This is a genomic window from Pseudomonas sp. P97.38 (genome assembly GCF_001269745.1).
Taxonomy (GTDB): domain Bacteria; phylum Pseudomonadota; class Gammaproteobacteria; order Pseudomonadales; family Pseudomonadaceae; genus Aquipseudomonas; species Aquipseudomonas chlororaphis_E.
Window position 1 is genome coordinate 97,940 of record NZ_LHVJ01000012.1, and the last position, 21,152, is coordinate 119,091.

The following is a 21,152-nucleotide window of genomic DNA, read 5'->3' on the forward strand; positions in this document are numbered from 1 at the left end:
GAAAAAACCCGGCATGCCGGGTTTTTTATTGCCTCGATTCGACGGACTACTGCTCGGACTGGCGCGCTTGCGCTGCCTTGAGGGCACGCAGGCGACGAATCTCCTTCGGATCCGCCAGCAGCGGCCGGTAGATTTCCAGGCGATCGGCGGCTTGCACCTGCTGGTTCTCGGGATCGACAACCACCTTGCCAAAGATCCCGACCGGGCAGGTCGCCAGATCGAGTTCAGGGAAGGCTTCGGCAACCCCGGAGGCCGTCAACGCCGCGCGCACGCTCGTCCCTTCCGGCACCGCGAATGCGCGCAAGAACTGGCGCTCCACGCACGCGTACACCACTTCGATTTCAATCAACGCTTGAGCTCTGCGTTCTGCTTGGCACGCTGGCAGAACGCATCGACCAGGGTGTTGGCCGCCTGGTTGAACAGCGGCCCCAGCGTCGCCCGCACCAATGGACCGGCGTAATCGAAGGACAAGTCCAGGCTGATCTTGCAGGCCTTGTCGCCCAGAGGCTTGAACACCCAGACACCGTGGAGCTGGTTGAACGGCCCCTCCTCCAGGTTCATCTCGATGGACTGCCCCGGCACCAGGGTATTGCGCGTAACGAAGCGCTGGCTCAACCCACCCTTGGCAATATCGAGACTGGCGCGCATGTGGGTGTCGGAGCTTTCCAGTACCTCGGCGGACGAGCACCACGGCAGGAACTGTGGATAACTGGCCACATCGTTGACCAGGTCGTACAGCGCCTGCGCCGGGTAAGGCAGCAAGGCCGAGCGTTGAATATGTGTCGTCATGTAAGCGTCACTTCCACAGCTGGGCGGCAAACACTACGAGAATGCCGATGGGCGCCACGTAGCGCATCAAGAACAGGCTCAAGGCAAACAATACAGGGCTGCGCAGCGACAATTCATCACGCACCGCCTCACGCCCCATGACCCATCCTGCAAACACCACGAAACACAACCCGCCCAATGGCAGCATGATCCGTGATGTGAAGAAATCAATCACGCCGAAGAAATCCAGGCCTCCGGTTGCTCCCCACTGGTAGAGGTGGAACAAGCCGTCTTCGTTCACGAAAAACTTCGCCTGCTTCCATATATTGAAGGAAAACACCGTGCCCAGGCCTACGAACCAGCAGGTGAAAGCCAGCCAGAACGTGACCCAGGCGCGACCGATCCGGGTCCGTTCCACGAGGTAAGCCACCATGGGTTCCAGCAGGGAAATCGCCGAACTCCAGGCCGCAATAGCCACCAGCACGAAAAACACCACGCCCATGACTTGGCCGAACGCCATGCTACCGAAGGCAAAGGGCAGGCTGACGAACATCAACCCCGGTCCTTCGCTGGGGTTGAGCCCGGCGGCGAACACAATCGGAAACAAAGCCACACCCGCCATCAGCGACACGAAGCTGTCCAGCAGCGCGACACCGACGACGGTGCGGGTAAGCGAAGCGTTCTTGGGCATGTAGGCGCCGTAGATCATGATCGAGCCGACCCCCACGCTCAGCGAGAAGAACGCGTGCCCCATGGCCGGCAGCAAGCCATCCAGGACTTTCTCCGGCTTGAAATCGAACATGAAGTGCAGGCCCTCCATGAAGTGCCCGGTGGTCATGCTGTAACCCAGCAGCACTAGGATCATCACGAACAGCAGCGGCATCATGATTCGCAAGCTGCGCTCAAGCCCGGCCACCACGCCTTTGGCGATCACCACCGCCGACAGCACCATGAAGATCGTATGCCAGAGGGTCAACCGCCAGGGATCATCGATGACCTTGCCGAAATACGCTCCGACCTGGTCAGGCGCGACGCCCTGGAAATCGCCGCGGCCCATGTCGATGATGTAGTCCAGCGACCAGCCGCCGACCACGCTATAGAAAGACAGGATCAACAAGGCCGTGATCATTCCGGCGAAGGCGCCCCACGACCACTTGGTCGAGTGCCCGGCTTCCACCGCGAGCACCTTCAAGGCATTGGCCGGACTTTGCCGGGCGCGGCGACCGATCAGGGTCTCGGCGAGCATGACCGGCGCGCCGATGAGTGCGATGCACGCCAGGAACATCAATACGAAGGCGCCGCCACCGTAGACCCCGACCATGTACGGAAACTTCCAGATACTACCCAGCCCCACCGCAGAACCGGTCGCAGCGAGTATGAAGACCCAGCGGCTAGCCCAACTGCCGTGGACAGAAACCTTGTCTGTCGACATCGTGATCACGCCCAAGCGTTCAAAAAAGAGGCCGCATTGTCCGGGATTCACTCAAGGTGCTCAAGCATGCAGGTTCACCGTAGCCGACACGCACGCAACTGCCTATAATGCCGCCCCTATGGCTAAACAGAAGAAACACCCCACAGGGACCATCGCGCAAAATAAAAAGGCGCGACACGACTACTTCATCGAACAACGTTTCGAGGCTGGCATGGTCCTGGCCGGCTGGGAAGTAAAGAGCCTGCGCGCCGGCAAGGCGCAGTTGGTGGACAGCTACGTGCTGCTCAAGGACGGCGAAGCCTGGCTGCTGGGCAGTCACATCACCCCGCTGACCACGGCCAGCACCCACGTGATCGCCGACCCGGTACGCTCGCGCAAGCTGCTGCTCAACAAGCGCGAGCTGGAAAAGCTCTTCGCCTCCGTGCAGCAGAAAGGCTACACCTGCGTCTGTACGTCGCTGTACTGGAGCAAGCACCTGATCAAGTGCGAGATTGCGCTGGGCAAGGGCAAGAAGGAATACGACAAGCGCGATACCGAACGCGAGCGCGACGCCGGTCGTGAACTGCAGCGTGCGGTGCGCAACAAGGGCAAGGAAGACTAGCCCTCGGAAAATCGAATGTGGGAGCTTGCTCGCGATAACGGCGGGTCAGTCAACATCGATGTTGACTGACAGTACGCCATCGCGAGCAAGCTCGCTCCCACAGGATCGAATCTAAATCCCCTTGCGCCGCTCTGCCCGCGCCACTCGCTGCACTTCCTGGCGCACCTCTTCCAAGACTTCCTGCACGTACAGAATATGCCGGCTGGACACTTCCCGCGCCTGCTCGGCGTGCCCGTCCATGATTGCCTGGTACAGCTCGCGGTGCTGGCTGATCAGCATGTCGCGGGTTTCGCTGCGCTGCTTGTACATGCCGCCGATGTTGGTCACCACATTGCGCTTGAGCAGGTCGAACAAGCCACGGATGGTGTGCAGCAAGACCGCGTTATGGCTGGCTTCGGCGATCGCCAGGTGGAAGCGCGCATCCGCCGCCCCCTCCTCCGCCCGACTCACCTCTTCGTGCCGCGAATAACAATCCTGCAATTCTTCGAAGGCTGCCGTCAGGCGTTCGCGATCGACATCCGTGGCCCGCTGTGCGGCGTAATAGGCACAGGACGCTTCCAGGGTGTGACGAAATTCCAGCAGGTCCCGCTGCGCATCGGGGTTGCTTTCCAACAATTGCAACAACGGGTCACTGAACGTCGAGCCCAGTGACTCCACGACGTAGTTACCGCCCCCCTGGCGACTGACCAGCAAGCCCTTGGCCGCCAGCTTCTGGATCGCCTCGCGCAACGAAGGCCGTGACACACCGAACTGTTCGGCCAGGGTCCGCTCGGCCGGCAGCCGCTCGCCAGACTTCAACGTGCCCTCAAGGATCATGCCTTCAAGCCGCTCGACAATATCGTCAGACAAACGGCGCTGACGAATCTGATCAAACCCCATAACTCCACTCTCCACGATCCCGACCGCTCGCCGGGCTCTCTATTCTGGCCCATCCGGGCCACGGCCACACCCACCAGACGCCATTTGCACACGCAGATCAGATGCGATCTGCACTGCTTATTCGACGAAAGTTTCCAAGCGGCAAATTGACACACGACAACCAAGGCTTTTACCCTAGCCGACAGCGCTTGTAAATTGGTATTACCAATTATCCACTTTCGCTGATCAGTGCCTGACCAACAACAATTAGGGGCCCACCCACTATGCAAACCTGGCAACAGCTCTACAGCCCGCTCGGCAGCCTCGGCTTGTCCGCACTCGCGGCCGTCATTCCCATCGTGTTTTTCTTCCTGGCCCTGGCGGTGTTTCGCCTCAAGGGGCACGTGGCCGGCAGCATCACCCTGGCCCTGGCGATTGCCGTGGCGATATTTGCCTTCAACATGCCCGCCGACATGGCCTTCGCCGCCGCCGGATATGGCTTTGCCTACGGCCTGTGGCCCATCGCCTGGATCATCGTGGCCGCCGTGTTCCTGTACAAATTGACGGTCAAGAGCGGTCAGTTCGAGGTCATCCGCAGCTCGGTGCTGTCGATTACCGACGACCAACGCCTGCAAGTGCTGCTGATCGGTTTCTGCTTCGGAGCCTTCCTGGAAGGCGCCGCCGGTTTCGGCGCACCCGTCGCGATTACCGCCGCGCTGCTGGTCGGCCTGGGGTTCAATCCGCTGTACGCCGCCGGCCTGTGCTTGATCGCCAACACCGCCCCGGTCGCGTTTGGCGCGCTGGGTATTCCGATCATCGTGGCCGGTCAGGTCACCGGGATCGACGCCTTCAAGATCGGCGCCATGACCGGTCGCCAACTGCCGTTGTTGTCGCTGTTCGTGCCGTTCTGGCTGGTGTTCATGATGGACGGCCTGCGCGGCGTGCGGGAAACCTGGCCAGCCGCACTGGTGGCCGGCCTGAGCTTTGCCGTCACCCAGTACTTCACCTCCAACTTCATTGGCCCGGAACTGCCGGACATCACTTCGGCCCTCGCCAGCCTGATCGCCCTGACCCTGTTCCTGAAGGTCTGGCAGCCCAAGCGCACCGCGGGCGCCCAGATTGCCGGCGCCACGTCTGGCGCAACGGTCACCGCCAGCGTGGGTGGTTTCGGCCAACCGCGCAGCACCGTGGCTTCGCCCTACAGCCTGGGGGAAATCATCAAGGCCTGGTCGCCCTTCCTGATCCTCACCGTGCTGGTCACGATCTGGACCCTGAAACCGTTCAAGGCGATGTTCGCCGCGGGCGGCTCGATGTACGGCTGGGTGTTCAACTTTGCCATCCCGCACCTGGACCAGATGGTGATCAAGGTCGCGCCGATCGTGATCAACCCCACCGCCATTCCGGCCGTGTTCAAACTCGACCCGATTTCCGCCACCGGCACGGCGATTTTCTTCTCCGCGCTGATCTCGATGCTGGTGTTGAAAATCAACCTCAAAACTGGTCTTACCACTTTTAAAGAGACCCTTTTCGAGCTGCGCTGGCCGATCCTGTCCATCGGTATGGTCCTGGCGTTTGCCTTCGTCACCAACTATTCGGGCATGTCGTCGACCATGGCCCTGGTACTGGCCGGCACAGGCGCGGCGTTCCCGTTCTTCTCGCCGTTCCTCGGATGGCTGGGGGTGTTCCTGACCGGCTCCGACACCTCGTCCAACGCGCTGTTCAGCTCTCTGCAAGCCACCACCGCGCACCAACTCGGCGTCAACGACACCTTGCTGGTGGCCGCCAACACCAGCGGCGGCGTGACCGGCAAGATGATCTCGCCGCAATCGATCGCCGTGGCCTGTGCCGCGACCGGGCTGGTGGGCAAGGAATCGGATCTGTTCCGGTTCACCCTCAAACACAGCCTATTCTTTGCAACGATCGTCGGCCTGATCACCTTGGCCCAGGCCTATTGGTTTACCGGCATGCTGGTGCACTGAGTACCACACGCCGCAGAGAAAAAACCGACGCCGGAATAGCCGCCGGCGTTCGCTATTGATCACCGGGTCTGCAAGGCTGCTGAAAGATTTGCTCTCTATATTCAGCAGCCTCAGCGGACGGATAACCGGGACCACCCGGAGACACGCCTGATGAGCGAGCTTTTTTACAACGCTGTGCCGAACGCGACCCGTGTCGCCCCGCCACTGCCTGAACCGCGGCAATACCCCAGCGTGAAACCGCAACGGGTCTACCTGTTCGGCACCTGCGTGGTGGACCTGTTCTACCCCGAAGCCGGGATGGATGCGATCCACCTGCTGGAACGCGAAGGGATCCGGGTGGAATACCCGCAAGGACAGAGTTGCTGCGGGCAACCGGCCTACACCTCGGGTTACACCGAGCAGGCACGCACCGTGGCGCGGGCACAACTGGCGCTGTTTGCCGAAGATTATCCGGTGGTCGTGCCGTCGGGCTCCTGCGCGGGCATGTTGCGCGAGCACTACAGCGACCTGTTCAAGGACGAACCCGACACGCTTGAACAAGTCCGGGCCTTGGCCGCCCGGACCTACGAGTTGGCCGAGTTCCTGTTGTTCGTCTGTCAGGTGCAGTTGAAGGATGGCGGCGAGCCGGTGAAGGTGGCGCTGCACACTTCGTGCTCGGCGCGGCGGGAAATGAACACCCACCTGCACGGCCGCGCCCTGTTGGCGCAGCTGCACAACGTGGAACGCGTGGAACACAGTCACGAAAGTGAATGCTGCGGGTTCGGTGGGACATTCAGCGTGCGCCTGCCGGATATTTCCGGCGCGATGGTGGCCGACAAGACCCGGGCGCTGAAGGAATCCGGCGCACATAAGGTCGTCAGTGCCGATTGCGGCTGCTTGATGAACATCAACGGTGCGTTGGAAAAGCAGCAGGAGGCGCTACGCGGGCAGCATCTGGCGAGTTTCCTCTGGCAGCGAACCGGAGGTGCCGCATGAGCACGCCGACGCTGATCCCCACTGTAGAGGTGCAGGAAGATTTTCGCGCCCGAGCCCACAAGGCGCTGGGCGACACGCAACTGCGAAACAACTTTCGCAGCGCGATGGATTCACTGATGACCAAGCGGGCAACGTCCTTCAGCGATGCCCACGAAAGAGAACACCTGCGGGTGCTGGGCAATGCCGTCCGCGCCCGTGCGTTATCCAAGTTGCCCGACCTGCTCGAACAACTTGAAACCAACCTGACCCGCAACGGTGTGAACGTGCACTGGGCGGAAACGGTGGACGAAGCCAACGGCATCGTCCTCTCGATCATCCGCGCTCACGAGGCGCGGCAAGTGATCAAGGGCAAATCGATGGTCAGCGAAGAGATGGAAATGAACCATGTCCTCGCGGCTCAAGGCATTGAATGCCTGGAATCGGACATGGGCGAGTTCATCGTCCAGCTCGATCACGAGAAGCCTTCACACATCATTATGCCGGCGATCCACAAGAATGCCGGTCAGGTCGCGTCCTTGTTCCACGACAAACTCGGCGTGGAGTACACCAAGGACGTCGACCAACTCATTCAGATCGGTCGCAAGGTGTTGCGGCAGAAATTCTTCGAAGCCGATATCGGCGTGTCGGGCGTCAACTTCGCCGTCGCCGAAACCGGCACGCTGCTGCTGGTGGAAAACGAAGGAAACGGACGGATGTCCACCACCGTGCCACCGGTGCACATCGCCGTGACCGGCATCGAAAAAGTGGTGGAGAACCTGCGCGATGTCGTGCCATTGCTCTCGCTGCTGACTCGCTCGGCCCTCGGCCAACCGATCACCACCTACGTCAACATGATCTCCGGCCCACGCAAGGCCGAGGAACTGGACGGCCCCCAGGAAGTTCACCTGGTGCTGCTGGACAACGGTCGCAGCCAGGCCTTTGCCGACAGTGAATTGCGCCAGACCCTGAACTGCATCCGCTGCGGCGCCTGTATGAATCATTGCCCGGTGTACACCCGAATCGGCGGCCACGCCTATGGGGAGGTTTACCCGGGGCCTATCGGAAAAATCATCACGCCACACATGGTCGGCCTGGCCAAGGTGCCCGATCACCCCAGCGCCTCATCACTCTGCGGTGCCTGTGGAGAAGTGTGCCCGGTGAAGATTCCGATCCCGGCCCTGCTGCGGCGCCTGCGCGAAGAAAACGTCAAGGCACCGGACAGCCCGCATCAAGTGATGCGTGGCCAGGGCAGCAAATACTCGCCCAAGGAACGCTTCATCTGGAATGCCTGGGCGTGGCTCAACAGCTCGCCGCGCCTGTATCGGCTGTTCGGTTTCCTCGCCACGCGCCTGCGCGCCCTCACGCCGCGCAACGTCGGCCCCTGGACGCAAAACCACAGCGCCCCCCAACCCGCCGCCCGCTCATTGCATGACCTGGCCCGCGAACACCTGAACCGCCCGGGAGACCGTCGATGAGCGCCAAGGAAAACATCCTCGCCAAGTTGCGTAAAAGCCTGACCGGCACCACGTCCGTGGCCGACAACTTCGATGTCGACCTGGTGACGCAGACCTACCGCTATGCGTCCGAAGAACGCATCCCGCAGTTGCGCAAGTTGATGGAAGCGGTGCACACCGAAATCCACCTGACCCGTGCCGAGGACTGGCCGGCGTTGCTCGCCCAACTGCTGCGCGACCGCCAACTGCCAAGCCTGCTGATTGCCCCGACGACACCCCACGGGAAAAAAATCACGCAGTACTGGGCGAATCATCCGGACCTGCCGACGCTCAAGGCCTACGACCGGCCGATAGAAGAATGGAAAGCCGAGCTGTTCAACGAGACGCCCGCCAGCCTGACCGGAACCCTCGGCGCCATCGCCGCCACCGGCAGCCTGATCCTTTGGCCAACACGGGAAGAGCCACGCCTGATGAGCCTGGTGCCACCGGTGCATTTCGCCTTGCTCAAGGCCAGCGAGATCCACAACAACTTCTATGAAGTGCAGCAGGCATTCGAATGGGCCCAAGGCATGCCCACCAATGCCCTGCTGGTGTCGGGCCCATCGAAAACCGCCGACATCGAACAGGTGCTGGCCTACGGCGCCCACGGTCCGAAGGACCTGGTGGTCTTGATCCTGGAGGACCAATGACGCTTCCGGCTGCTTTCCTACACGACGTCCACCAACTGATCCCAGCCAAGCGCCGATTCGACGACCCGCTGTCGACCCTGGCCTTCGGCACCGACGCCAGTTTCTACCGGCTGATTCCGAAACTGGTGGTGCGGGTCGAAACCGAAGATGAAGTGGTCGCCCTGCTGCAACTGGCCCAGCGCGACCAGGTTCCGGTCACCTTCCGCGCGGCTGGCACCAGCTTGTCCGGCCAGGCCATCAGCGACTCGGTGCTGATCGTGCTGGGGGATAACTGGAACGCCCGGGAGATTCGCGGGCAAGGCACGCAGATCCGCTTGCAACCGGGCGTGATTGGCGCCCAGGCCAACGCCTGGCTGGCACCGTTCGGGCGCAAGATCGGCCCCGATCCGGCCTCGATCAACGCCTGCAAGATTGGCGGCATCGTCGCCAACAACGCCAGCGGCATGTGCTGCGGCACGGCGCAAAACACCTATCACACCCTGGCCGGCATTCGCCTGGTACTGGCCGATGGTACCCGCCTCGACACCGAGGACGCCGCCAGCGTCGCGGCGTTTCGCAACAGCCACGCAGACCTGTTGGAGCGCCTGGCTACCCTGGGCCGCGAGACCCGCGACAACAGTGAACTGGCTGCCCGAATTCGCCACAAGTACCGTCTGAAAAATACCACCGGGCTGTCGCTCAACGCGCTGGTGGATTTTGACGAGCCTGTGGATATCTTGAGCCACCTGCTGGTGGGCTCGGAAGGCACCCTGGGTTTCATCAGCGCGGTGACCTACAACACCGTGATCGACCATCCGCACAAAGCCTCGGCGCTGATTGTGTTCCCTGACGTGGAAACCTGCTGCAACGCCGTCACCGTGCTGAAAAGCCAGCCGGTGTCGGCCGTGGAACTGCTCGACCGCCGCAGCCTGCGCTCGGTGCAGGACAAGCCGGGCATGCCGGATTTCGTACAGTATCTGTCGACGAATGCCTGCGCCCTGTTGATCGAATCCCGCGCGGCATCTTCATCCTTGCTGCAAGAGCAACTCGCCCGGATCATGGCCTCGTTGGCCGGCTTCCCGGTGGAAAAACAAGTCGACTTTACCGAAGACCCACGGGAAAACGCCCGGCTCTGGGCCATCCGCAAAGACACCTTCCCGGCGGTGGGCGCAGTCCGCAAGACCGGCACCACGGTGATCATCGAAGACGTGACCTTCCCGGTGGAGCAACTCGCCATCGGTGTGAACCGCCTGATCGAACTCTTCGACAAACATCACTACGACGAAGCGATCCTTTTCGGACATGCACTGGAAGGCAATCTGCACTTCGTCTTCACCCAAGGCTTCAACAGCGCCGACGAAATCGCACGCTACCAGGCGTTCATGGACGACGTCGCGCAACTGGTGGCCGTGGAGTTCGGCGGTTCGCTGAAAGCCGAACACGGCACCGGCCGCAACATGGCGCCCTTCGTCGAGCTGGAATGGGGCAGCGATGCCTATCAACTGATGTGGCAGCTCAAGCGCCTGCTCGACCCCCAGGGGATTCTCAACCCGGACGTGGTGCTCAGCGAAGACCCACAGATCCATCTCAAGCACCTCAAACCGCTGCCCGCCGCCGACGAGATCGTGGACAAGTGCATCGAGTGCGGCTTCTGTGAACCGGTCTGCCCCTCCAAAGACCTGACCTTGAGCCCGCGCCAACGCATCGTGATCTGGCGCGACATCCAGGCCAAACAACGGGCCGGCACCGACACCACCGAGCTGGAACAGGCCTATCAATACCAGGGCATCGACACCTGCGCGGCCACCGGCTTGTGTGCTCAACGCTGCCCCGTAGGCATCAACACCGGTGAGCTGGTGAAAAAGCTGCGCAGCCGAGAAGCCACGCGCACGAAAACCGCCAACTGGATCGAAGGAAACTTCGCCACCACACTGCAAGGCCTGCGCTTCACCCTGCACGTCGCCAACGGCGCACGCATGCTGCTGGGGGCGCCGCGCCTGGCGAAACTCTCGGCAACGGTGTCACGGCTGTCCAAGGGCCAGGTGCCGCAGTGGACCAACGCCATGCCCCAGCCGGAAAAAGCCATCCGCTTCAGCCCTGCCGTGGCGGACGAACGCCCGCGCGTGGTCTACCTGGCGGCCTGCGTGTCACGCGTCATGGGCCCGGCGGCAGGGGACAAAGAACAGGCCTCGCTGTACGACAAGACCCGCAGCCTGCTGGAAAAAGCCGGCTATCAAGTCGTCATTCCCGACAATCAGGACAACCTGTGCTGCGGCCAACCCTTTGCCTCCAAAGGCTACGCCGAACAAGCCGACCACAAGCGCCAGGAACTGATCGCCGCCCTGCTGCACGCCAGCCGCGGCGGGCTCGACCCCATCTACTGCGACACCAGCCCCTGCACCTTGCGGTTGGTCCAGGACCTTGGCGAAACACGCCTGGACCTGTACGACCCGGTACGCTTCATCCGCACGCACTTGATGGATCGCCTGGACTTCACCCCACAAGAAGCCCCCATCGCGGTACACGTTACCTGCAGCACCCAGCACCTGGGCGAAAGCCAGGCACTGATCGACCTGGCGCGCAAATGCAGCAAACACGTGGTCGTTCCCGAAGGCATTCATTGTTGCGGCTTTGCCGGCGACAAAGGCTTCACCACACCGGAACTCAACGCCCACTCACTGCGCACACTCAAGGACGCCGTCCAGCATTGCAGCGAAGGCATCTCCACCAGCCGCACCTGCGAGATCGGCCTGACACAACACGGCACCATCGACTACCACGGACTGGTCTACCTGGTGGATCGGGTGACTCAAGCCAGGGCTACCTGAAGAAAAATAGAACCCTTCAGCGCGACGGTAGTCCACAGAACAAGCCCCAAACGTTGGGGCTTTTCCTACATTCGGTTGTCCGTCTGACGGCCAGCGAAGTCTGGATCCTCAGTTCAAGGAGATACATATGAAACGTTCTGCGCTGTTAGGTCTATTCATTACTGCCTCGATGATGGCCTCCGCTTCGTTCGCCGCCGATAAGCCGGACAGCCTGTGCGAAGCCAATATCCAAACCATCAACAATGCCAAGACACAGTACCAATCCTCGGCCGATCTCAATGACCGTGTGACACGCAGCGTAACAAGGGCACAAGAGCTCAAAGCGCAAGGCAAAATTGACGAATGCGTTGCTGAAACCCAGCAAACCATCCTGGAAATCAGACAAGCCTCCGACGGCACCAACAAGTGATCGGTGGGCAAGGCCAACCTCCGGGTTGGCCTCAGCCCCAGATTGGCGTACACTGCAAACGCCTGTCGCTTCAGCAGTTTCACGAAGCGACAGGTTCGGGGCCGTTTAGGATTCGACGCCGGTTGCGAAACTTTAGGTGCATGCCGAGTTGGTAACAGAACTCGTAAATCCACTGTTGCAACTTCTATAGTTGCCAATGACGAAAACTACGGCCAGGAATTCGCTATCGCTGCGTAAGCAGCCTTAGATCCTGAGCTTCTGGTACCTTCGGGTCCAGCAATCATTAGGGGATGTCTGTAAACCCAAAGTGATTGTCATATAGAACAGAATCGCCGTGCAGTACGTTGTGGACGAAGCGGCTAAAACTTACACAACTCGCCCAAAGCACCCTGCCCGTCGGGTCGCTGAGGGTTAACTTAATAGACACGGCTACGCATGTAGTACCGACAGCGGAGTACTGGCGGACGGGGGTTCAAATCCCCCCGGCTCCACCACTTCAACATCTAAAGACGTCCACGGACGTCTTTTTTTGTGCCTGAAACCCAGTAAACACGCGGCTTCCAGCGCTTTTGCGGTCTTCTGAGATTTTCTGAGTTCCAGCCATTCGGGTATTCCAAACGGTATTCCAGGCAATCCGGTGCTAATCTTTGGAATACCAAATCAGAGCCTGAGGAAAATCTCATGCCTGCTCAAACCCTCCGCCTCTCCGATCGGCAGCTCAAGGGAGTCAAACCCGCGTCCAAGGATTATGTCCTCACCGACGGTGACGGTTTGCAGCTCCGTGTACGCAGCAATGGCTCTCTGCTGTGGAATTTCAATTACCGTGAACCGGTGACCAAGAACCGCATCAACATGGGCTTGGGCACCTACCCCGAACTGTCACTGGCGAACGCCCGAAAGATGGCGGTCGAAGCACGCGAGCTGCTCGCCCAAGGCATCGATCCGAAGGTGCAGCGCGATGCGCTGAGTGAGGCCAAGCGCGCAGAAACGGAACACACCTTCGAGAACGTGGCCACCGCCTGGTTCGAGCTTAAGAAAGACTCGGTCACGCCGGCCTACGCCGAGGACATTTGGCGGTCGCTCACGCTGCATGTATTTCCAGACCTGAAAACAACGCCGCTTTCAAAAATCAGCGCACCAATGGTCATCGAACTGCTTCGCCCAATCGAGGCCAAAGGCAGCCTCGAGACAGTAAAGCGATTGAGCCAACGGCTCAACGAAATCATGACCTATGGGGTCAATTCAGGACTGATCTTTGCGAACCCCCTCAGTGGCATTCGCGCAATATTCAAGAAACCCAAGAAACAGAACATGGCCGCGCTACGACCCGATGAGCTTTCCGAGCTCATGATCGAAATCGCAAACGCCAGCATCAAGCGGATCACCCGCTGCCTGATCGAATGGCAACTGCACACCATGACCCGTCCTGCCGAGGCCGCGACCACTCGCTGGGCAGACATCGACTTTGAGAGGCGTGTGTGGACCATCCCTCCGGAGCGGATGAAGAAGCGCCGCCCACACAGCATCCCGCTGACCGAACAGGCACTCGCGTTACTGGAGACGCTCAAGCCCCACAGCGGCCATAGGGAATACGTGTTCCCGGCAGATAGAAATCCGCGCACCCACGCCAACAGCCAGACCGCCAACATGGCGTTGAAACGCATGGGCTTCCAGGACCGGTTGGTCAGCCACGGCATGCGTTCCATGGCCAGCACCATCCTGAACGAGCATGGGTGGGATCCGGAGCTGATAGAGGTCGCACTGGCGCATGTCGACAAGGACGAAGTCCGAAGCGCTTACAACCGAGCGGACTACATCGAGCGCCGGCGTCCGATGATGGCTTGGTGGAGTGAGCACATCCAGAAAGCGGCCACTGGCAGCCTGTCGGTAGCTGCCATCAATGACACTAGGAACCGCAATGTCGTGCCGATACGGTGAGCGGTCACCTGTTGGCGACAGCGGCGGCGACTCGCGTAATCCGTGGCGCGCAGCATGGCGACAGACATGGCGACTGTCGCCAAGTACACCGCTGCTCTTACCCCAAAATCAAAGGCTTGAAATACCGGTAGTTGCAGAGGTGCTTAAGACTTGTTTAGTCAGGCCGATAAGCAAAGAAATTGAAGCCTCGCGGCAGAGCTTCACGCGTCGCGACCACTTCGGCTTAACTGTGAAAATGATCGATTGAAATTCATTTTAATCAGATAGTTATGTGCCTGCAGAGTTTTCAGGGCCAACACAAAAGAGGTAATAGCTCGTGGCGTATGAAGAAGACGTGGTCAATGGTGATAAGGATTTGCTGACGCTTTTGCAGGCGGCAGATGCTGCAGATGTAGGTTCACTCGTGGACTTTCTTACCGACTCTGGTGACGGGCGCCTGGCAATGGCTGCCGATGTCAGTAAAGCGCTGGTAGCCGCGAAGCAGAAGAACAAATACTCACGCGATACGCTGTTGCTTCTGATCCGCGAACTCCAGCTCTTTGGAGGAAACAGCATTGCTAACTTAATCCGCCGGACTGGCGTCCCGTACGCAGAAATTGTGAGGGATGTCCTGAAATACGTCGGTGGCAGCGTAACGGGGAATGAGTCAATCGAGGCGCTTGAATTGAAGGTTTTGGAGAAGCTCGTAACCAAGGTCTGGGAGAAGATGAGCGCACATGAACGTGCTGACTTTGCGCGGAAATTCCATGACGCCAATGGCGCGATTGATATAGGGCTAGCGGCAATACTCGCTGCAATACGCGGTGGAGGGCTCGGTGCAGCCAAAGCGGGTTTTGTAGGAGTAAGTGGCATTGGCGCCTTGTTAGCTGAAGGCGCTTTCTCAGTAGGAGTGACTACGGTTGTTGGACGAGTAGCGACTGGGTTATTGGGCCCGGTCGGCGTTGCGCTGGCGGGGGCTGCTGGTGTACATATTGCGGCCAAAGAGGCGTACAGAGTCACATTGCCATGTGTCGCGCAAATTGCGTACATTCGACAAAAGCACGCGGGCGCGTCCGCAGGGTAAGGGAAGGTAGACATGAGGTCAGTAAACGAATCCCCGCACTGCTCATTTGCAACCGATGTGGTAATCATCGGTGTGGATGGGGACAAGCCTTTGGTGACCCTGAGGTCATTGGATGCCGTACCCAAAGGATCTAAATGCATCGATAGATCCTCACTAGGCATCGATAAACTTTCGCCGCTATTGCAGGCTATCCCCAGTGCAGCGGTAGCTACAGAAGTTGCACAGTCGCGTCTGATGGAGGTTGTAATTGACGGCCCGCTTGCAAAGGTGGCCAACGGAGAGGGCTTCCGCGCTTTTACAATCGAGGGCGGCAAGATCAAAGAACATGCGAGCTTATTCGAGCCGGAGCGTCTTCAAAATCTGGTCAATTCCGCCGCGCTATTTCAAATCGCTTCGGTGGTCGTGGCGCAGAAGCACCTTGCAGATATCAGCGCCAAGCTCGACGAAATAAAAGCCGGCATCGATTCCATTTCATCTTTTCTTGCAGATCAACGTAAATCCGAAATCACTGGATCGTTGAAGTATCTTCAGCAGGTCGCAGCCATGCTTCAACATGGGGAACGGGATGACGCTGCTCGTGCTCAGTTGGAGGCGATTGAGCTTAAGCTCAGCGGTATCAATGATCATCTCAGCCTTGAACTGCTCGGACTCAAGAGGAAGGTGGTCGAGTTTGATTCTCCAGGGCTGTTTGACACGTCATCTGGCTTAACGGCCAAATTGGCAGCTGAACAAGAAAAGGCCGAACGACTCGTCGAGGAATGGAAGCTGTGTATGAGCGGTCGATGGGTCGCTTGTAGCCTTCTTGGGAAGATCACGGGCAAGACCTCACTGTTAGCTAAACGTCAGCAGGATCTCGAAGCAGAGGTGCAGACTTTTTTCGACTCTAACGGCCCCTTGGAAACGTTCAAGGACGCCGTGGACAAGCGTATCGATACGCTGAGTGCTGTCTGGGAATGGCAGTCCACACTCCAGCTCAAACGCATCGAGTTGCGTCAATGGAAAGAGGAAAGGTTGCCTGAGCTGAAGAGTAGCGCCCAGACTGAGATCCATAGAGCCCAGCAACTGCTGCTTGAAAGAGAAGCAAAGGTCACGCTCACCATCGAAATGCTTGATGGTCAATGCGTGGGGGCTTATCAGCTTTGATTCACGGCTCTGGCAGGCAGCACCATCTTGAATGAGCATGAGTGCGATCCGGAGCTGATTGAAATCGCGCTAGCGCATGTCGACAAGGATGACGTTCGGAGCGCCTACAACTGAGCGGATTACATCGAACGTCGGCGTCCGATGATGGCCTGGTGGAGTGAGCATATCCAGAAGGCGGCCACCGGCAGCCTGTTAGCATCTGCGATCAATCAAACCAAGAACCACAACGTCGTGCCGATACACTAAAGGCCTCCCGAATAGCGCCGGTATGGGGATGCCACCCAGCATGATCAGCGGCAGGCTCATCCATTGATTCAGAAATGAAAAAAACCGCCGGGGCGGGTTTGATTGACTAAATAGGATCACCTGTCGAGTTGCGCTTGGGCCTCCTGCTCTTGATCGATGCAACCTGACAATATTTGGTAACTCCCGCCTACTGCTTTCGCTACTCGATCACAGTAAGCCAGTATCTTTGGCGAAGCGTTCTTGGCCGGGATCTCAGCCCGGGCATCTGCTTCTTGCTCTCGACAGCCGAGCTCAATCTGAGCACTACCGCCCACTGCATCCGAAACTTTTCCACAGTATTTTTTTATATCGTAATCAGCGGCTTGAGAGAGAGCAGGCAAGCAGCTAAGGCACAAAATCAGGGAAACTTTGCGGTACACAGTTGGAATCCTTTCGTTGGTGAGGTCAGACAGTGCCATCATTCGGCTGGGCATTTCAATGACCAGCTTAAGACTGCACAGAAAATGCATTACGCCGGCATCGTGCCCGCGAAACGAAGACCTCCCGCGCGGTCAAGTTATCCTCTAGTGGCTGGCTGTAATCAAGGCCGTCCAACCTTGATGGCATCCCCCTGGCCGCTGATGGTGTCGGCTGCCTTGCTCCAATGGGTCATCTTGACTCTCTCACCTCCAGACAGCCTGATGACCATTTCGCCCAGAAAAGAGTTGCCAGCTTGATCCAGCGCCCCGGCATGCAAAACTAGCCGCAAATGACGCCCCAGATGCTATGGCAGTTCTGTTGGCGACAGCGGCGACACCGGCGACAACCCGCGTAATACCTGGCCTGCAGCGTGGCGACAGAGGTGGCGACTGTCGCCGCCGCAAGCCTCGCCCTTGGGGCTTTCTCGGCCAAGCCCACGCGAGCGGGAAGGCTCCGCATTCCCACTCGCATGGGCTCACATTAAAAACCGACGAACGACCACCCGGCCATGGAAAACCACCGGCCGCCAAGGTCTTCCAGCGCTACCAATGGGCGCAAGAGTCACCCCCAAAATACGGTTGACCGCCAGCAGTACGAGCGCTAAATCAGAACCGTACCAGCGCTGTCCTCGACAGCACCCAGGTAGCCAGGACCTTTGAGGCTATGCCACATCGTGGTGGTTCACCCCAAGTGCGATTAGCGTCCGGCGGCTCGCACGGTCACAGCGATGTGATGGATGCCTACTTTTACCAGTGTGCCCACTGCGGCAACTCATCCCCTTTCATAGCTGCCCTGCAGCAACCTATCCGCTTGGCCATTCCCGTGCGCCAACCTGCGCCCGTCTCTTTCTCCCGGAAAGAGACGGGCGCTCCTACCGCTGCTGCAGCCCAACTCGTACAGGGCTTTGCGGCATTCCCCCTAGTGACAATCGGCGTGACAAACACCGAAAAGTCACCAGCAACAGCGATGCAGATGATGGTGCCGCAGCCCAAGGAATGGACTGCACCTGACTGACAGTCAGGCATGCCCCGGTCATCGCATCACTGCCTTCACCCGACTCAGGATCTCGTGGCATTGGTCTTGTCAGCCAGCGCAGCCTCCACCCGCCCACCGCTATCGGTGCTCAGGAGGCCAGATCATGAGATGCCCAAGCTCCCGGTCGTAAGGAGCCGCCAGTCCCGCGTTAGTGGACAACCCTCACAGGTCGCAGGGGCCTTGATCCCTGATAACACTCAACAACCGTGGCGGGATGAGTGAGGACGAAGTCGATAACCTCAGGAGAATAGCGATGCAACCGTGCGAAGCGTTCAAGCCACCACAACCCTTGCTGGAATACCAGCAGTCGCCACTGCCCTACCCGGTCGAAGCACTCGGGAATCTGTTGGGCCCTGCGGTTGAACGACTGGCCGAGGTGATCGGCGTGCCCTGCGCCATGGCTGCACAATCGGTGCTGGCCAGCGCTGCCCTAGTGAGTCAGGGTCATGCCAATGTCCACCTCGACGGCCGAACCTATCCGTTGTCCCTCTACCTACTGACGGTGGCGTCCTCGGGTGATCGAAAAAGCGCGGTGGATCACCTGGCACTGAAGGCGGCGCGCGACTGGGAACGACAGCAGTGGACCCTGTATGCGGAAAAGCTCATAGCCTATCGTGCCGCCAGCAACATCATGACCAAAACCAAAACCGCAAAGAAACGCGCGGAGGCGGAAGGCGGTGAGCTATCCGAGCCGGTACCGCCGAGACTGATCATTACCGAGCCCACCATCGAAGCGTTGATCAAAAGCCTGTGCCATGGCTTGCCCAGCATGGGCTTGTTCAATGATGAAGGTGGCCAGTTCTTGGGCAGCAGCACCATGAGCAAAGAGAACCTGCTTAAGGCGATTACCACCTTGTCGACACTGTGGGATGGCAGTCCGATCGACCGGGCGCGCTCTATGGCCGGAGAAAGCCTGCGCGCCTACGACCGCCGCCTCAGCCTGCATTTGATGTTGCAGCCTTACCTGGCCAACCAGCTACTCAAAGACTCGGTGATCAAAGGCCAAGGCATCCTGGGCCGCTGCCTGATCAGCTGGCCCGAACGTCTGGTCGGTCAGCGCTTGTACAAGGCAGTAGACCTGACGCGAGATGCCAAAGTCCAGCGCTACCAAACGCGCATCACCGCCCTGCTGGATAAGCCACTGTCGCTGTACAAAGACGGTTCACTTAAGCCCGCCAGGCTGGAACTGACGCCCAGCGCTCGCACTGCCTGGATTGATATTCACGACACCATCGAATGCCAGTCTGGCGAGTTCGGTGAGCTGGCAGCAGTCCAATCCGTCGCAGGAAAAGCGGCGGCCAATGTGCTGCGCATCGCCGGTGTGCTCGCGGTAATTGAAGATGCGAATGTAGTGAGTGAGGCCCATATTCAACGCGCCTCAACACTGATGGATTACTACCTGGCGGAGATCCAACGCCTGACCGAACAAGAGCCAATCAACACTTTACGTGAGGAAGCGGATCGACTGCTGCGCTGGCTGACGCAAAAAGGCTGGACCCAATTCACCATCCGCGACCTCAATCGCAACGGCCCTCGCTTTGCCCGCAAGAGCAGCCATCACACCGCCACACTGCTCGTCGAGCTGATCACGCATAACTGGCTGAACAGTCGCGATGCCAAAACGTTCGAGGTCCGCCATGTTTCGCCTCAATGACGCGGTGCGCTGCTACCAGGCGCAACATCAATCGCAATCAGAAACACGGCGTGTCGCCGCTTCTGTCGTCACCTTGTCGCCACACGCCAGGCCAGGAATGACACGGGTTGTCGCCACTGTCGCCACTGTAGCCACACCACCACTTGCCCCCGCCGACATCGCCCTGCTGATCGAGCAACTGCGTGAGGAAGGGGCACTGCTGGAACACCAGGAGAACGCCCTCCTGATCCGCCCGACACACTGGCAGCAGGTGGACAGGCTCAGCCCCCACTGGAAAGCCCTGCTGCTCTTTCTACAAACAAACGAAAACGGTGATGACGATGGCACTGGTCGGTCGGCGTGATGGTCGCAACTTTGGCTATGGTCGCCAGCTGAGCTACGCCGGCCCACAAGCGCTCAAGGATCTGTTTGCCGGCGGCCACTTCGCCACGGTCAAAGCGCATAGTGATCGCTGGCAAGCGTTCGTACGTTGGTGTCGGTCAGAGGACGGTCCTGGTTACAACGATGCGCGCCAGATCGAACGACAGACGCTGCAGGACTACGCCGCGTATCTGCGCCAGCAAATCCAGCAAGGTGAACTCTGCATCGCGACCGCGCAGAACCGCCTGAGCAGCGTTAACCGCACCCTCGCCGCGCTGCGCGGTGATCAGGACGTCAGGATCGCCAGCCCGAGTCAGGCACTGGGACAAAAGCGCTCGGCCGTACGCACCCGCGCGCCGGATGGCCAAGACCACCAACAGGTGCGGCGAGTGCTTGAGGCGCTGGGTGAACAGCAACACGAGCGGGTGGCCGCGATTGTCCTGTTGGCCCGAGCAACCGGCATGCGCCTGCGCGAAACAATCCTGGCTGACCTGCCACGTTTGCACCGCGAGGCCGAGCGCCTCGGCCGCATCAACATCCAAGACGGCACCAAAGGCAGCCGTTCAGGCGCATCAGCGCCGCGATGGGTCGTGGCCAATGAAGCGGTGAAGGCGGCACTGCAGTTTGCGCGTAAGGCATCGCCAACCGGCAGCCGCAACTTGCTGGCCCGAGACGAAAGCTACGCCGCGTTCCTGCAACAGACCGTACTCCCCGCCCGCGAAGTGCTGCATGAACACGGGCTGAAGGGTTTTCATGAACTGCGCGCAGCCTACGCCTGCGAGCGTTACGAGCAGCTAACGGAGCATGCGGCCCCGATCAATGGTGGCCACTGCTATCGCATTGACCGCAACCTTGATCGACAGGCGCGGCAACAGATCAGCGTGGAGCTCGGGCATGACCGAGTCGATGTGGTTTCGGCCTACATTGGAGGTCGAGCGTGAGCAAGCCGTTCGATATGGCACTCTTCCTGAGCGGCGTACTGACCGGCTCAAAGGCCACTCAGCAACGCCACCTATGGCAAGCCCGGGTCATGCAAGCGGCCATTCAACAGCGATGGCAGCGAGATAATCCCTGGACCTGGCACCTCAAGCATGTGCGCTGGTTTCTCACTCAGCACCTGAAAGACCATTCCGACGCCACCCGGTATTACTATCGGCTCACAGCTCTATTGGTCTGGAAGCGATTAGGGAACGGCCGGCAATTGCTGATCAGTCGCTCGAATAGTGGTGGGTAGCGCCGTAAACCGATCAACACCGTCTTGTCTTCTACCAGGAAACCATCCTCGAGTCTCACCGCGGCATAT

The 21,152-nt window shown here is 59.6% G+C and carries 19 protein-coding genes, 1 other RNA gene and 1 pseudogene; 16 read left to right on the forward strand and 5 right to left on the reverse strand.

From position 1 onward, the window contains the following. Positions 1-46 precede the first annotated feature (46 nt). The 3 genes from AD664_RS07510 to AD664_RS07520 are packed head-to-tail and all read right to left on the reverse strand — an operon-like array spanning position 47 to position 2,200. Positions 47-349, reverse strand: coding sequence for an RnfH family protein (locus AD664_RS07510; protein WP_053145631.1), 303 nt, complete (start codon positions 347-349; stop codon positions 47-49). Further along, positions 346-789 carry a type II toxin-antitoxin system RatA family toxin gene (locus AD664_RS07515; protein ID WP_042730879.1) on the reverse strand — a complete coding sequence of 148 codons (444 nt, stop codon included), beginning with the start codon at positions 787-789 and terminating at the stop codon, positions 346-348. The genes AD664_RS07510 and AD664_RS07515 overlap by 4 nt, the downstream gene beginning before the upstream one ends. Positions 790-796: 7 nt before the next feature. Beyond that, positions 797-2,200: a sodium-dependent transporter gene (locus tag AD664_RS07520; RefSeq protein ID WP_053145731.1), complete on the reverse strand. Its 1,404-nt coding sequence runs from the start codon at positions 2,198-2,200 to the stop codon at positions 797-799. A 118-nt stretch (positions 2,201-2,318) separates the two neighbouring features. Here AD664_RS07520 and smpB point away from each other — a divergent pair, with 118 nt between their 5' ends. Beyond that, the gene (gene smpB / locus AD664_RS07525) at positions 2,319-2,801 is read left to right on the forward strand and encodes an SsrA-binding protein SmpB (RefSeq protein ID WP_042730880.1); all 483 of its coding nucleotides are present in this window, start codon (positions 2,319-2,321) and stop codon (positions 2,799-2,801) included. 111 nt (positions 2,802-2,912) lie between these two features. Here smpB and AD664_RS07530 read toward each other — a convergent pair whose 3' ends face one another. Next, positions 2,913-3,680: an FCD domain-containing protein gene (locus AD664_RS07530; RefSeq protein ID WP_042730881.1), complete on the reverse strand. Its 768-nt coding sequence runs from the start codon at positions 3,678-3,680 to the stop codon at positions 2,913-2,915. A gap of 263 nt (positions 3,681-3,943) precedes the next feature. Between AD664_RS07530 and AD664_RS07535 the strand changes: the two genes are divergently transcribed. The 11 genes and pseudogenes from AD664_RS07535 to AD664_RS26920 all read left to right on the forward strand — a co-directional run. Further along, entirely contained in the window at positions 3,944-5,638 is a 1,695-nt protein-coding gene (locus tag AD664_RS07535) for a lactate permease LctP family transporter (RefSeq protein ID WP_047738373.1), read from the forward strand. A 150-nt stretch (positions 5,639-5,788) separates the two neighbouring features. Next, on the forward strand, positions 5,789-6,613 hold the full coding sequence (locus tag AD664_RS07540) for a (Fe-S)-binding protein (protein WP_053145633.1): 825 nt from the start codon (positions 5,789-5,791) through the stop codon (positions 6,611-6,613). Further along, positions 6,610-8,067 carry a LutB/LldF family L-lactate oxidation iron-sulfur protein gene (locus tag AD664_RS07545; protein WP_042730884.1) on the forward strand — a complete coding sequence of 486 codons (1,458 nt, stop codon included), beginning with the start codon at positions 6,610-6,612 and terminating at the stop codon, positions 8,065-8,067. Before AD664_RS07540 ends, AD664_RS07545 begins: the two co-directional genes overlap by 4 nt. Then, a complete protein-coding gene (locus AD664_RS07550; protein WP_053145635.1) occupies positions 8,064-8,735 on the forward strand; it encodes a lactate utilization protein C in 672 nt (223 codons plus the stop codon). Before AD664_RS07545 ends, AD664_RS07550 begins: the two co-directional genes overlap by 4 nt. After that, positions 8,732-11,542 carry an FAD-binding and (Fe-S)-binding domain-containing protein gene (locus AD664_RS07555; RefSeq protein WP_053145637.1) on the forward strand — a complete coding sequence of 937 codons (2,811 nt, stop codon included), beginning with the start codon at positions 8,732-8,734 and terminating at the stop codon, positions 11,540-11,542. Before AD664_RS07550 ends, AD664_RS07555 begins: the two co-directional genes overlap by 4 nt. Before the next feature lie 127 nt (positions 11,543-11,669). Continuing rightward, entirely contained in the window at positions 11,670-11,951 is a 282-nt protein-coding gene (locus AD664_RS07560; protein ID WP_042729997.1) for a hypothetical protein, read from the forward strand. Positions 11,952-12,048: 97 nt separating this feature from the next. Then, positions 12,049-12,445: a transfer-messenger RNA gene (gene ssrA, locus AD664_RS26915) on the forward strand. A 187-nt stretch (positions 12,446-12,632) separates the two neighbouring features. Then, positions 12,633-13,889 (forward strand): integrase domain-containing protein, encoded by a 1,257-nt coding sequence (locus AD664_RS07565; RefSeq protein WP_053145639.1) that lies wholly within the window; start codon positions 12,633-12,635, stop codon positions 13,887-13,889. Between the two features lie 316 nt (positions 13,890-14,205). Continuing rightward, on the forward strand, positions 14,206-14,952 hold the full coding sequence (locus tag AD664_RS07570) for a hypothetical protein (protein ID WP_053145641.1): 747 nt from the start codon (positions 14,206-14,208) through the stop codon (positions 14,950-14,952). 12 nt (positions 14,953-14,964) lie between these two features. After that, on the forward strand, positions 14,965-16,095 hold the full coding sequence (locus tag AD664_RS07575; RefSeq protein ID WP_157061551.1) for a hypothetical protein: 1,131 nt from the start codon (positions 14,965-14,967) through the stop codon (positions 16,093-16,095). 18 nt (positions 16,096-16,113) lie between these two features. After that, a pseudogene (locus AD664_RS26920) lies at positions 16,114-16,341 on the forward strand (integrase); the annotation flags it as partial. Between the two features lie 116 nt (positions 16,342-16,457). On the opposite strand, the gene AD664_RS07580 reads toward AD664_RS26920, so the two are convergent. After that, entirely contained in the window at positions 16,458-16,850 is a 393-nt protein-coding gene (locus AD664_RS07580) for a hypothetical protein (RefSeq protein ID WP_053145645.1), read from the reverse strand. Between the two features lie 1,238 nt (positions 16,851-18,088). Here AD664_RS07580 and AD664_RS07585 point away from each other — a divergent pair. The 4 genes from AD664_RS07585 to AD664_RS07600 are packed head-to-tail and all read left to right on the forward strand — an operon-like array spanning position 18,089 to position 21,083. Further along, the gene (locus tag AD664_RS07585; protein ID WP_053145647.1) at positions 18,089-19,489 is read left to right on the forward strand and encodes a YfjI family protein; all 1,401 of its coding nucleotides are present in this window, start codon (positions 18,089-18,091) and stop codon (positions 19,487-19,489) included. Then, positions 19,473-19,832 (forward strand): hypothetical protein, encoded by a 360-nt coding sequence (locus tag AD664_RS07590; protein ID WP_053145649.1) that lies wholly within the window; start codon positions 19,473-19,475, stop codon positions 19,830-19,832. Before AD664_RS07585 ends, AD664_RS07590 begins: the two co-directional genes overlap by 17 nt. Beyond that, the gene (locus AD664_RS07595) at positions 19,810-20,790 is read left to right on the forward strand and encodes an integrase domain-containing protein (RefSeq protein WP_053145733.1); all 981 of its coding nucleotides are present in this window, start codon (positions 19,810-19,812) and stop codon (positions 20,788-20,790) included. The genes AD664_RS07590 and AD664_RS07595 overlap by 23 nt, the downstream gene beginning before the upstream one ends. Further along, the gene (locus AD664_RS07600; RefSeq protein ID WP_053145652.1) at positions 20,787-21,083 is read left to right on the forward strand and encodes a hypothetical protein; all 297 of its coding nucleotides are present in this window, start codon (positions 20,787-20,789) and stop codon (positions 21,081-21,083) included. The genes AD664_RS07595 and AD664_RS07600 overlap by 4 nt, the downstream gene beginning before the upstream one ends. Positions 21,084-21,152: the final 69 nt, after the last annotated feature.